The following is a 13,525-nucleotide window of genomic DNA, read 5'->3' on the forward strand; positions in this document are numbered from 1 at the left end:
GTCAGAAAAACTCTGTCAAAAACCAAAGGTTGTAACGGGAAACACCACTCTTGCAGACTTTCCCCCATGGACTCTGCCCCCATCCTGCCCAACTTCAGTCAAGTCACGGATTTATTGTTGGGAGTGATATTTTTTTTGTGATACGACAGGGCTCTGGAGTTCTTACAGACAGTCCCGAATGACTTCGGTTGTTCATCCCCTCTGACCAGGAGCACGTCACAGATTTTTTTCCTGATGTGGGGTCTTCTTCTGTGATCAAACAGGGCTCTGGCATTGTTGAAGACTCTGCCGCATGGCTGCTGTTGACCGTCCTCTCTCAACAAGATTAAGTCACAGATTTGTTGTCCGCTGTGGGTACTTCTTTTGTGATCCGTCAGGACGCGAGCATTCTTGCAAAATGGGAGCATGAGTCTTGTCCGGGTGTTGCTCCTGACTGAGAGGACTGCATTGAAGCCATTACTAATCCAGATCAAAAGGCTTGTGTTTTAGATGTATTCTTTTGTGATCCGACAGGGCGCCTTTGCTTTCGAAGGCCATTCCGCATGGTCGCTGCTCTCCATCCTCCCCAACTACGGTTATTTCACAGGTTTGTTGCCCTCTGTGGTATCTTCTTTTGTGAACCGTTAGAGATCTGAGATTGCTGCTTATTTTGCCGCATGGCTGCCGTTGACCATCCTTTCCCACCAAGCTTAGGTTACAGGTTTGTTGCCCGCTGTGGTCTTTTGCTTTGTGATAGTACAGGGTTCTCGCATTTTTGCAGACCATTCCGCACAGTCTTTGTTGGCCATCCTCCCCGACCATGTCCAGGTCACAGGTTTTTTGTCCGCTGTGATAACCGCTTTTGTGAGCCGACAGGGCATGAGCACTCCTGCAAACCAATCCGCATTGCCTTGGCTGGCCATCCTTCCCGGTCACTATTACCTCACAGGTTCGTTGCCCGCTGTGGGTGCTTCTTTTGTGAGTCGACAGGCTATTAGGGTTCTTGAAGACCTTCCTGCATTGCTGTGGCTGGCCATCTTCTCCGACTATTTTTACGTAGCAGATTTGCTGCCCGCTGTGCTCTCTTCTTTTGTGTTCTAAAAGGAACTGATAGTTCTTGCAGACTAGCCCACATGGCTGCCGCTGGTTATTTGCACCAAGCATTGTTGCCGAGCAGGTTTTTTTCCCTGAGTGGACTCTTTTTCTGTGATTCGACAAGGTTTTGGCATTCTTGAAGACCTTCGCGCATGGTTTCTGCTGGCCATCCTCCTTGACCACGTTCACATCACAGACTTTTTGTCCGGTGTGGCCTTTGCTTTCTGGATCTGAAGGGGCCTGTTCAGTGTCTGTCGAGGTAAGATGAGGTTGGCGTTGACTCAATGGGGAAGATTCAGCATTGGTTTGTTGTGTTTCTGAAGTTTCCACTGGAGGTGGCAGGTGCGGGAGCATAGAGGAAAACCCGGCTTCTTCGGGAAGACTCTGCAGATAAGATCCACTAACAACCGCAGAATGATGAGCGTTGGATGGCCAGTAGCCGGGTATTGGCACATCATCATTGAGTGGCCCGGTCACATTAGTTGTTGAGTCTGGCCCTGCATTCATTAAGTCTATAGAGTTGAAGCTATGGGTCGGGCTGCTATCAATGTCATAGGCCTGTAAGTCAAACTGTCGACCAGAATCGAATGGGCATTCAATGTCAGAAAGATCGTCTAATGTTACGAAAGTCGAGTTTTGTTGGGTATCTATAGCATTTACAGGAACAAAATAACAGGTGCAAGTCAGACAGTATCTATTAGCGAAATGAGGGCATGAACTCTGTTTGGATATTGCTTTTGAGTGACCTGTGGAACTTTCTCCGGAATTCAGCGGCCATTCAGCGGGACCGCTGTTATCGGAAGAGGGGCGGAATTGACAAACGCCATTACAGGGATAAACGAGACAATTTACACCAAAAGTGTGTAAGTGTTGTTGAGGGTCTTCGTTACCGTCGCCAGAGTCAGAGGACAGTGGATCAGTAAAATAGCTCGCAGGTTGGGTGATGGCTTTTGGGGTCTGCTGCCCCGGTGATTCTGATGGCTGGTATTGTGGTGGGTTACGTTCGGAGCCAAACATCGTAGTGATGGTTGCAAAGGGCTGATCCTGACTCGACTCATGTTGTTCAATCGGGTTAAACATTGGTGAATCAGGGTTCCGGGTGCTTTTTAGAAGCCAAGCGACAACAATAGTCGTTTCTAAAGGTGGCCATGAATAAGGCTCTGACTTAAGAAGAGCGTCCTGAACGGTCAAGATCAGTTCGAAAGCAACCAGCAGGTCAGCAGCGTAAAGCCATTGCCATGAAATTAATTCAATAATGCTCGAATCGCCATGCCTGTGTCGTTTGTCATCTGGTGGTGAAGCTGCTCCGGTATAGCCGTCTATGTCGACAGTGTCTGACGGGTTTCCCGCTAGTGTTAGTCGGTTACGCTTTATGGAAAAGCCCTGTTTTGCCGAACCTGAATTCTTTTCAAGTTCAACAGCAAAGCATCCTGTCCACAGTTTAGCCTGACAGGCGAGAGACAGCGACAGTAGAAGCAACAAAGGTGCCGCAAAGAGTGAGTGTTTAATAATTCTATTCTTGCATTCTGACTACAGATAGGAAGGATAGATCAATAAAATAAGTGCGCTTTCCTGTCAAAGTTTTTTTACAAAAAAAAACAAAGGTTGCACCGGTTAAAATCTCATGAAAGGGCGGGTGTCAGACTAAGGACCGCCATCGTCCCGATCGACATCAACATGTTTGCGTTTTAGATGCTCTCTTTTGATTTTCTCCAGAAATTTGGCGTTCTTGCAGAGTCTGTCTCAGGAACTCTGCAGGTTACCCTTGCGGACCAGGCTTGTGTTACAGGCTTTTTGCTTTCTATGTTTTCTTCTTTTGTGATCCGACAGGGCTTGAACACTTTTGCAGATTTTACCGCATGGCCGTCGCTGGCCATCAGCATCGATCAGGATCACGTCACAGATTTTTTGCTCGCTATGGCTTCTTCTTTTGTGATTCCAAAGAGCTCGAGCATTTTTGCAGACTCGATCGCATCGCCGATGCTTGCCATCCGCCCCTAACACGATCACGTCACAGGTTTGTCGCTCGCCATGTGTTTTTCTTTTGTGATCCGACAGGGCTCGAGCATGCTTGCAGATCTTCCCGCATGGCCTTGGCTGGCCATCTTCTCCGGTCACAGTCACGTTACAGGTTCTTTGCCCGCTGTGGACTCTGCTTTTGTGATCTGAAAAAGCTTGTGCAACACCTGTTTGGGAATGACGAGCTGTGCTTTGACTCAATTGTGACGATTCAGTGGTGTTTGGTTGTGTTTCTGAATTTCCCATTGGAGGAGGCAGTTGGGTGAATGTCAGGGAGCCCCCTGCTTCTTGAGAAAGACCGTGTGAATCGGGTGACCGATTAATGACCGGAAACTCAAGCGCGTTGGACGACAAACTTCTGTGGGATAGCACTTCATCATTGAGTAGCCTGTTAGTATTCTTTGTAAAGGCCACTCCTGCATTCATTAAGTCTGAAAAGCTGAAGCTATTGATCGGGTCGTTATCAAAGTTATACGCCTCCAGATCAAATAGAGGCCTGGAATCGAACGGAAATTCAATGTCAGAAAGATCGTCCAATGTTCCGACAGCCGAGTTTGGTTGGGAACCTTTAGCGCTCAAAAGATCAAAGTGACCTATGCAACTAAAGCAGCGCCCGTCAGCCAAATGGGGGCATGAGTTTTGTTCGGGTGTTGCTTTTATGTGAGCTCGCAAGTTTTCTATAGAATGCGACGGCCATTCATCAGGATCACTGCTATCGGATGATGGTCGGAATTCACAAGCGCCACGACAGGGATAGATGAAACAATTTAAACCTAGAGTGTGTGAATGTTGTTGTGGATCTTCGTTACCGTCGGCAGATTCAGAATACTGGAGATGAGTAAAATAGCCTGTAGGCTGGCTGGTGGCCTGTGGAGTACGCTGCCTTGATGATTCAGCTGGCTGATTTTGGGGTGGATTATGTCCGGAGCCAAGTGTCATAGTGATGGTCGCAAACAGTTGATCTCTCTGTGTCAAAATAGATGTCGACTGTAGTCTAATTGGTTTAAATAACTGTGAATCATGATTCCAAAAGCTTTTTAAAAGCCAGCAGGCAGTGACAACCGCTTCCAAAGGTAGCCAAGAATAAGGGGTGGAGCTATGGGAGTCGTCTTGAGTGGTCAGGATGAGTTCGTAAGCAACCAGCAGGTTCGAGACGTAAAGCCATTGCCGCGAAATCGACTCAATGATAGACGAACAGACACGACTTTGTCGCTTTCTATCCGATGGCGAATCTGATCCTGTATAACCGTTTGTGTCGGCAATGTCTGAGGAGGGCGGCAGTGTACCTCGGCTACGCTTTATAAAAAAGCTCTGTTTTTGAGAACCCGAATTCTGTTCAATCTCAATAGTAAAAGGTCCTGTCCAGGTTTTGGCCTGACAGACGACAGAAAACGACAGAAGCGGCAAAAGCAGTGCCAAAGAGAGAGTATGTTTAATAATTCTATCCCTGGAATCTAGTTCACTGGCAAGAAGAATAGATCACCTAACGAAAGAGCGGAGGTCAGATCATTACTTATTTACTCAATCTTTTTAAGGGCTGAGGTCATCTTCCTGCTCCTCGGCGGTATGCTTGCGTTTTCGATCTATTCTTTTATGTTGCAACTGGGTTTCAGCATTACTGCAGCCCCTGGCGCCCGGTTGCGACTGGCTGTTCCCTCTGTCTATGGTTGAGTCACAGATTTGTTGCCCTGTATGCTCTTTTCTTCTGTGAGTCGACAGAGACTGAGGTCTCCTGTAGACCTTCCCGCATGGTTGCAGCTGGCCATTCTCCCCGACTATTGTCACATCACAGATCCATTGCCGGTTATGAAATTGGCTTTTGTGAGTCGATAGACTTAGAGCACTCTTAAAAATCTTTTTGCATGGCTGAAGCTGTCCATTCTCCCCGACTATTGTCACGCGACAGGTTCTTTGCCCGCTATGATATTGGCTTTTATGAGTCGATAGTGACTGAGCATTCTTACAGATCTTCCCGCATGGATGCGATTGACCATCCTCGCCGATTGTTATCATATCACAGGTCTTTTGCCCAGAATGATATTGGCATTTATGACTTGCCAGAGATTGAGCACTCTTAAAAATCTTTGCGCATGGCTTAAGCTGTCCATTATTCCCGACTACTGTCACATGACAGGTCTTTTGCATGCTGTGAGCTTTGCTTTTGTGAGATGACAGGGCGACAACACTCGTTGAGACCTTTCCGCACGGTTGTGGCTGGCCATCCTTCCCGACCACCTTCACGTGACAGACTTGTTGCCTGGGGTGGATTCTGCTCTTGTGACATGACAGGACTCGAGCATTCTTGCAGACTTTTCCGCATGGCCGTTGCTCACCATCCTCTCCGATCACTGTTGAATCACAGGTTTTTTCACCGCTATGTTCTCTGCTTTTGTGTTCCGACAGACTTTGAATACGCTTGTAGCTCTTTCCACAAAGTTGTTGCTGGCCATCCTCCCCGATCACTATTAAGTTACAGGTAGTTTGCCCGGTGACGATTATGCGATCTGAAAGGGCTGATGCTGCGGTTGTCGGGGGACGATCAGCCTGGCTTTGACTCAATTGGAATGATTCATAAGTTGTTTGTTGTGTTTCTGAAATTCCCGTCGGAAGAGGGGATTGGTTAAGTGTCAAGGAAAATCTGGCATTTTCGGCAAAACTCTGAAGATCAAGTGACCCATTAGTGGCCGGAAATTCATAGTCGTTGAAAGAAAAATTCCTGAACGTCAGCTCTTCATCATTGGGTGCTCCTATAGCATCCGATCTATAGGCTGCTCCTGCATTCAGTAAGTCAATAGAGTTGAAGTTATTGGCCGGGTTGCTACCAAAGTCGTTCAACTCTCGATCAAATAGTGGGCCAGAATCGAATGGCAATTGAATTTCAAAAAGCTCATCCAATGTTTTCAAAGTTGAGTATGCCTGGGAGGCTGAGGCGCATGCAGGATCAAGATAGCGCATACAACTGAGGCAGTGTCCATGGGGCAGATGAGGACATGTTTGTTGAGGTGTTACTGCGTTGTCTATCGAACTGTTTGGAGAATTCAGCGGCCTTTCAACTGAATCGCTGCTATCGGATGGTGGTCGGAATTGACAAACGCCATTGCAGGGATAGACGAAACAATTTAAACCTAACGTGTGTTGGTGTTGTTGAGAGCCTCCGTTGCCATCGGCAGAGCCGGAGTAAAAGATGCTGGTGAAAAAGTCTGTAGCCTGGTTACTGGTCGCAGGGGTGGGTTGACCGGATGATTCTGATGCCTGACAGGGGGGTGGGTTATGTCCAGAGCCAAACATCGTGGTGATGGTTGCAAATCGGTGATCCCCCTCTGTCAACATAAGTGCCGCCTGTTGTTCAATTGATTTAAACAGCGGTGAATCGGGATGCCAAAAGCTTTTTAAAAGCCAGCTGACAGCTATAATCGCCTCCAAAGGTAGCGATGAATAAGGAGCGCAGCTCAGAAGAGCGTCTTGAGTGGTCAGGATCAGCTCAAAAGCCATCAGCAGATTCGTGGCGTAAAACCATCGCCACGAGATCGACTCAATAATGGTCGAACCAGCATGTCTGGGTTGTTTGTCATCGGTTGACAAAGCTGATCCTGGGTAGCTTTTTGTGTCGGTAGTGTCTAGCGGGTTTCCCGACAGTGTTGGCCGGTCAGACTTTATGGAAAAGCTCTGTTTTGAACTTGCATTCAGTTCAAGCTCAACACTAAAGCGTCCTTTCCACGGATTGGCCTGACAGACGGCAGACAGCCACAGTAGCAGCAACAACGGTGCCGCAAAGAGAAAGTGTTTAATAATTCTGTCTCTGGATCCTGATATACAGAGAGGAAGGATAGATCAAGAAAATAAACATGTTTTTCTGTCAAAAACATTCTCTTTAAAGCCGATGGTTGCTGCCGGAAAAAAAGCATGGAAGGTTGGGTAAATCAAAGGCCGAGGTCAGAGTCCAGACTAACAGGCTTGTGTTTTCGATGTCTTCCTTTGTGGTCCCACAGGGTTTTAGCATTCTTGCAGATCATACCGCATGGTTGTTGTTGGCCATCTTCCCCAACTACCATCACATCACAGGTTTGTTGTCCGGTGTGCACTCTGTTTTTGTGATTCGACAGGGCATTAGCATTTTTGCAGACCCTCCCGCATGGCCACTGTTTGCCATCCTTCCTGACCACTGTTTTGTCACAGGTTTTTTGCCCGCTGTGGCATTTGCTTTTATGCTCCGCCAGAGAGCGGGCATTCTTGCAGACCATACCACATGGCCACTGCTGGCCATCTTTCCCGACCAGATTCACATCACAGGTTTGACGTCTGCTGTGGTATCTTCTTTTGTGATCCGACAGGGCTTGAGCATTTTTGCAGAATTTCCCGCACAGCCGTGGCTGGCCATCTGCTCCGATCAGGGTCACGTCACAGATTTTTTGCCCGGTATGGTATCTGCTTTTGTGAACCGAAAGGGCTTTAGTATTTTTGCAAACCCTTCCGCATAGCTGCGGCTGATCATACTCCCCGCCCCGCAGCTCGTTGCATACCAGGTTCCCAACGTAGCATTTGCTTTTGTGATTTGTCATGAGTTCTTGTGTCTGAGTCAATTGGTCAAAATCGAATGGGCGGTGAATTTCAGGGAGTTCATTCAATGTTTCAAGAGCTGAGTGTTGTTCGGAATATGCTTCGTTTGCCGGATCAAAACCTATGCAACTAAGGCAGTATCCATTAGTCAAATGAGGGCATGAGCTTTCAATGAAACTCAGCGGCCATTCGGCGGGTGCTCTGCTATCGTGTGATGATCGGAATTGACAAACCCCAATGCAGGGATAGACGAAACAATTTAAACCCAGAGTGTGCAGGTGTTGTTGAGGATCTCCTTTACCGTCGCCAGAGCCAGAATACACAGGGTTGGTTAATGAACCAGCCATGCGGGTGATGGGTTGTGGGGCTTTCTGGCTGGACGATACCGATGGCTGGTATTCTTGCTGGTTACTTCCAGAGCCAAACATCGCTGCGATGATCGCAAAAATCGCTTTTACAGATAGCCATGAAGAAAAGTTCGAATTTAGAGGGAAGGGGTCGGTTGTCAGGGTCAGCTCGTAAGCAAGCAGTAGCTTTGTGACATGAAGCCATTGCCACGAAGTTGACTCAAAGGTGGTCGTTTTCACTTCGTAACGGCAAAGTTTTTGGCGTTTGTCATCGTGGGGCGAAGCTGATCCTGAACAGCCGTTTGTGTCGGCAATATCTGACGGGTTGTCTGGTAATGTCTGACGGTCATGCTTTATGAAAAAGCACCGGTTTGAAGAACCAGCATCCTGTTCATACTCGATCATAAAACGTCCTGTCCACGGTTCGGCCCAGACGACAGATAGTGACTGAAGCAGCAAAAGCAGTCCCGCAAAGAGTAAGTATCTAATAATACTGTCCTTGCTTTCTGGCTACAGAGAGGAAAGATAGATCAAGAAAATAAGTGTGTTTTTGTGCCTCCTTCATAAATGATGGGTATCATATCCATACCACTTATTCATTTACCTTTTTGTGGAGTGGAGTCATCCTCCCGGCGTTCATCAACAGGCTTGTGCTTTCGATGTATTCTTCTGTGATTCGAGGGGTCCATAGAAAGCTGGCAGACCTCCCTGCATGGACGCAGCTGACCATCCTCTGCGAGTATTTTTACGTCACAGGTTTATTGCCTGCTGTGAGCTGTTTTCTTGTGATACGTCAGGGTACAAATATTCTTGCAGACTTTCCCGCATGGCCATTGCTGGCCATCGTCCCCAATCAGGGCTGTGTCACAGGTTTGTTGTCCGCTATGGTATCTTTTTTTGTGATCAGACAGAGCTTTGGAGCCCTTGCAGATCGCCTCGCATGGCTGCAGTCGGCCATCCTCCCTGATCATTATTTCGTCGCAGATTTGTTGCCTGCCGTGAGCTGCTCTTTTGTGATCTGACAGGGTCTTAAGACTCTTGCAGATCTTCCCACATAGCCGCTGCTGACCATCTTCCCCGACCATTCTCACGTCACAGGTTTGTTGCCCGCTGTGGTATCTTATTTTGTGATCCGACAGGGCTCCAGCATTCTTACAGACCCTCCCGCAGAGGTGCTTCTGGCCATTCACTCCGATGACTCTTGCGTCACAGGTCTTTTGCCCGGAGTGTACTTTGCTTTCGTGAACGGATAGCGATAGAGCATTCTTGCAGACTTGCCCGCATGGTTGCCGCCGGCCATCCTCTCCGACCAGGGTCATATAACAGGCTTTTGGCCCGGTGTGGGCTCTTCTTTTGTGATTCACCAGGGCTTGAATATTCTTGCAGACCATCCCGCATGGCCGCTGCTGACCATCCTCACGGACCACTGTAACTTTGCAGGTTGGTTGCTCGCTGTGATATTCGCTTTTGTAGTCCGGGGCCATTCCTTCTGAGGCAACCCCGTCTGAGGCAACCCCGTCTATAACGTTGTCGTACACGTTATGCGGCTTAAGCTCAACTGGTTGGCCAGAATTATATTGGAGATGAATGGCAGTGGGATCAATCCATGTTTCGATAGGTGGTTTTTGTTGGAAATATGTTGCGCCTGCAAGATCAAAATCACCTATACAATTAAAACGGCATTCATTCACCAAATGGGTGCATGAGCTTTGTCCTTTCGAACTTTCTTCGGTACTCAATGTCCATTCAGTGGGCTCACTGCTGAAAGATAATGGTCGAAATCTGCAAACGCCACGACAGGGATAGATGAAACAATTTAAACCCAGGGTGTGTGACTGTTCTTGAGGGCCTCCGTTACCGCCGCGATAGTCAATATTCACGAGACTGTTGAAAGAGCCTGTAAGGTGATTGGAGGCTTTCTGGAATTGCTGACCGGATGATGCTGATGGCTGGCATTGTTGTTGGTTATTTCCGTAGCCAAACATTGCATTGATGGTCGCAAACGGTTGATTCTGATTCGCCTCTTGCTGAGCCACTTTTGGTTCAATCGGGTTAAACATCGGTGAATTGGGGTTCCAGTAGCTTTTTAAAAGCCAACAGAAAACTATAATTGCTTCTGGAGGTAACCATGAATAAGGATTGGAGAACAGAGGAGCGTCTCTGGTGGTCAGGATAAGTTGGTTAACCGCCAGCAGATGAGTGGTATAAAGCCATTGCCACGAAATCACATTAATGATGGTTGTTTTAACTCCATAACTGCAAGATTTTTGAGGTATATCATCAGGGGGCGAATCAAATCCTGAATGGTCTGAAGTACAGATAATGTCTGACGGGTTTTCTGACAATGTGTGCTGGTCTTGTTTTATGTAAAAGCCCTGATCTGGAGAACCAGTATCCTGTTCAAGCTCGACAATAAAACATCTTGTCCGGAGTTCAGCCTGACAGGGGAGAGACAACGTCAGAAGTAAAAACATCACTACCGCAAAAGGTGAGTGTTTGATAATTCTATCCTTGCTTTCTGGTTTACAGAGAGGAAGGATAGATCAAGAGAATCAGCATGCTTTTCTGCCAAAGATATTCTGTTCATAAACCTTTGCTAAAACCAAAGGCTACACCGGGCAAAAAGTCGCTGCGTATTGGTCAGACCTTTGCCGAACATATTAAGGATCGAGGTTATTGTCCAGATCCACATCAACAGGCTTGCGTTTTCCATGAATTCTTCTGTGAACACTGTCACCTTACAGGTTTTTTCTCCGCTGTGGAGTTTGTTTTTGTGAGTACACAGAGATTGAACATTCTTGCAAACTGCACCACTTAGCTGCTTCTGGCGATCCCTTCTGGTCACGGTGATATTGCATATTATTAGATTTTTGTCGTGTATTATTTCTTGCCCGGACAAGGTTTGTTGGCAGTGAGTAGCTCCTTTAGCTGGTGTTCCTTCGGGAACAAGGCAATCATTCCCGGGTATTGACGCATCATCGCTGAGTAACCCGATAAGAGCTTCTGTAAAGGCTGTCCCTGAACTCATTAAAAGCCAACTGAAAAATGCAACCGCTTCTGCTGCTAGCAGCCTGTCGGACTTAAGACTGTCCTACTGCGGTTGCAATAAATTGGTCTAAAAATCTCTGTTTCTTCGTCAAATAGCTCGCTATTCTCCTCAGAAACAGAGATTTTTATCCTCAATTTCTTGCAATCCTCGCTACGGACGCTTAAGTCCGACAGGCTGCTAGCCATGAATATTGAGTGGTGCCTGAAGAGGCGTCTTTGTTGATCAGGATTAGCTGGTAAACAATCAGAAGATGAAAGTTGTAAAGTAATTGCCAAAAAGTAGAATCAATAAGGGGCGTCTTCAGTGTGTAAATGCAATGTTTTCGTCGTTTTTTATCAGGTAGAAAACCTGATTCATTGTGGTCGTTGGTGACGCTAATATCTGAAGGGTTGCCCGACAATGTGCCCCGGTCAAATTTTATAGAGAAAGTGTCGCTTGGAGAACCTGCACCCTGTTCAAGCTCGACATTAAAGCGTCCTGTCCACGGTTTGGCCTGACAGACGACAGTCAGCGACAGTAGCACTCGGAAAAAACCATGAAAGGGTGCCAGACAAGGGATTAATCGCCCTGTTTCACATTCACAGGCTTGCGTTTTCGGTGTACTCTTTTGTGATTCGAAAGTTCCAGAGCATTGTTGCAGATCTTCCCGCATGATTGCTGCTGGCCATTCTCACTGATCACGATCACTTCACAGGTTCTTTGCCCGGTGTGGTATTTTCTTCTGTGATCTGACAGGGCTTTGGAACTTTTGCAAACCGCCCCGCATGGCTGCTGGCCATTTTCTCCGATCACTGACAGGTTACAGATTTTTTGCTCGCTGTGGTCTCCTCTTTTGTGATCCGACAAGGCTTGAGCACTCTTGCAGACCTTCCCGCATGGGCGCGGCTGTCCATCCTTCCCGACTATGGTCTCTGCACAGGTTTGTTGCCCTGTATGGTATCTGCTTTTGTGAGATGACAGGACTCGAGCATTCTTGCAGATTCTTCCGCATGGTCGTTGCTGACCATCCTTGTCGATCACTTTTTTGTCACAGGTTTGTTTGCCGGTGTGGAATCTGCCTTTGTGATTCATCAGGACTTGAGCATTCTTGCAGACCTTTCCACATGGTTGCTGATGGCCGTCTTCAAGGACCAGGGTCGCGTCACAGGTCTTTTCGCCGGTGTGGTATTTGCTTTTGTGAGATGACAGGGCTTGAGCATTTTTACAGACATGCCCGCATGGCCGCTGCAGGCCATCTTCCATGACCAGGGTCACGTCACAGGTTGGTAGTCTGCTCTGGTCTCTGGCTCGTATTTTACGACGCATACTGAGTAACCCATCGATTATAACAATGTCATCAGCGGTGACAGGCAAATGCCCCGACATTGGTACATTAGAATTGACTGGTCCGGCAGGGTCATTATTTGCTGCCCCTGCATTCATTAAATGTCTGGCGATTATAGAATCAACATGACTTCTGCAGCTCAAGCTGGGACCATTAGCCAAACAGGCGTGTGAGTTTTGTCCTGTTTGACCTGTCGAATGGTCTAAGGGATTTGGCGGCCATTCAGCGTGTTCATTGCTATCGAATGATGGTCGAAATTGACAAACGCCATGGCAAGGATGGAGGAAACAATTCAAACCTAACGTGTGTGAGTGTTGCTGAGGATCTCCTTTACCCTCGCCAGAGTGTAGGAAACTCGTGAAAGAGCCTTTAGGGTGGGTGGTAACTTGTGGGGCTTGCTCACCAGAAGATTCTGATGACTGATGCTGATATTGTGCCGGGTTATGTTCAGGGCCAGACATAATAATGGTGATCGCAAACGGGCGATTTTGGCTCGCTTCCCTTTGTACAATCGGGTTAAACAGCGGTGAATCAGAGTTCCAAAGGCTTTTTAAGAGCCAACCGACAGCGATAGTTGCTTCCAGAGGTATCCAGGAATAAGAAGGTGTCGCAAAACTCCAGTAACCCTTTCTCAACCCGGAGCAGATGAGTATTTTTGTGACAGCCTGATAAAGGGTCGGGCCCAGGGGCTTGTCTTTGTTGGTCAAGATCAGTTCATAAGCAACCAACAGCTTTGTTGCGTATAGCCATTGCCACGAAATCAACTCAATAAGAGTCTTTTGTATCTCGTAACTATAAATCTTTTGTCGTTTGTTATCAGGTGGCATACCCGCTTCTGCGCAGCCGTCAGTGTTGCCAATATCTGAGGGGGTGAGCGACAATCTGCGCCGGTCAAGTTTTATAGAAAAATTATGGTTTGGAGAAGCTGCATCCTGTTCAGGCTTAACAATAAAACGTCCTGCCCAGGGTCTGGCCTGGCAGACGACAGACAACGACAGCAATAGCAGTGCAGCCGGGACTATGTGTTTGATAATTCTATCCTTGCATTCTGGTTTACAGAGAAAAAGGATAGAACATGAAAATAAGGGTGTTTTTCTGGCAAAAAGCCTCTCTTGAAAAGCAAAAGTCGCATCTGGAAAAATCTCATGAAAGCTT

The 13,525-nt window shown here is 47.3% G+C and carries 9 protein-coding genes; all 9 read right to left on the bottom strand.

All coding sequences use genetic code 11. The features are described from left to right. Window positions 1-98: 98 nt before the first annotated feature. The 9 genes from ACOJUO_RS12565 to ACOJUO_RS12605 all read right to left on the bottom strand — a co-directional run bounded on the left by ACOJUO_RS12565 (window position 99) and on the right by ACOJUO_RS12605 (window position 13,362). The gene (locus tag ACOJUO_RS12565; protein ID WP_422139975.1) at window positions 99-407 is read right to left on the bottom strand and encodes a hypothetical protein; all 309 of its coding nucleotides are present in this window, start codon (window positions 405-407) and stop codon (window positions 99-101) included. Window positions 408-459: 52 nt separating this feature from the next. Next, window positions 460-2,556: a hypothetical protein gene (locus tag ACOJUO_RS12570; RefSeq protein WP_422139976.1), complete on the bottom strand. Its 2,097-nt coding sequence runs from the start codon at window positions 2,554-2,556 to the stop codon at window positions 460-462. Window positions 2,557-2,817: 261 nt separating this feature from the next. After that, window positions 2,818-4,512: a hypothetical protein gene (locus ACOJUO_RS12575; protein WP_422137009.1), complete on the bottom strand. Its 1,695-nt coding sequence runs from the start codon at window positions 4,510-4,512 to the stop codon at window positions 2,818-2,820. A 111-nt stretch (window positions 4,513-4,623) separates the two neighbouring features. Then, window positions 4,624-6,855, bottom strand: coding sequence for a C2H2-type zinc finger protein (locus tag ACOJUO_RS12580; RefSeq protein WP_422139977.1), 2,232 nt, complete (start codon window positions 6,853-6,855; stop codon window positions 4,624-4,626). 158 nt (window positions 6,856-7,013) lie between these two features. After that, window positions 7,014-8,402 carry a hypothetical protein gene (locus ACOJUO_RS12585; protein ID WP_422139978.1) on the bottom strand — a complete coding sequence of 463 codons (1,389 nt, stop codon included), beginning with the start codon at window positions 8,400-8,402 and terminating at the stop codon, window positions 7,014-7,016. 353 nt (window positions 8,403-8,755) lie between these two features. After that, entirely contained in the window at window positions 8,756-10,471 is a 1,716-nt protein-coding gene (locus ACOJUO_RS12590; RefSeq protein ID WP_422139979.1) for a hypothetical protein, read from the bottom strand. Between the two features lie 122 nt (window positions 10,472-10,593). Continuing rightward, the gene (locus tag ACOJUO_RS12595) at window positions 10,594-11,025 is read right to left on the bottom strand and encodes a hypothetical protein (protein ID WP_422139980.1); all 432 of its coding nucleotides are present in this window, start codon (window positions 11,023-11,025) and stop codon (window positions 10,594-10,596) included. 181 nt (window positions 11,026-11,206) lie between these two features. Continuing rightward, complete coding sequence (locus ACOJUO_RS12600) at window positions 11,207-11,569, bottom strand: hypothetical protein (RefSeq protein ID WP_422139981.1); 363 nt, start codon at window positions 11,567-11,569, stop codon at window positions 11,207-11,209. Between the two features lie 35 nt (window positions 11,570-11,604). Further along, window positions 11,605-13,362, bottom strand: coding sequence for a hypothetical protein (locus ACOJUO_RS12605; RefSeq protein ID WP_422139982.1), 1,758 nt, complete (start codon window positions 13,360-13,362; stop codon window positions 11,605-11,607). Window positions 13,363-13,525: the final 163 nt, after the last annotated feature.

Source organism: Endozoicomonas sp. ALC020, from assembly GCF_049275935.1.
In the GTDB taxonomy this organism is placed as follows: Bacteria; Pseudomonadota; Gammaproteobacteria; order Pseudomonadales; family Endozoicomonadaceae; genus Endozoicomonas_A.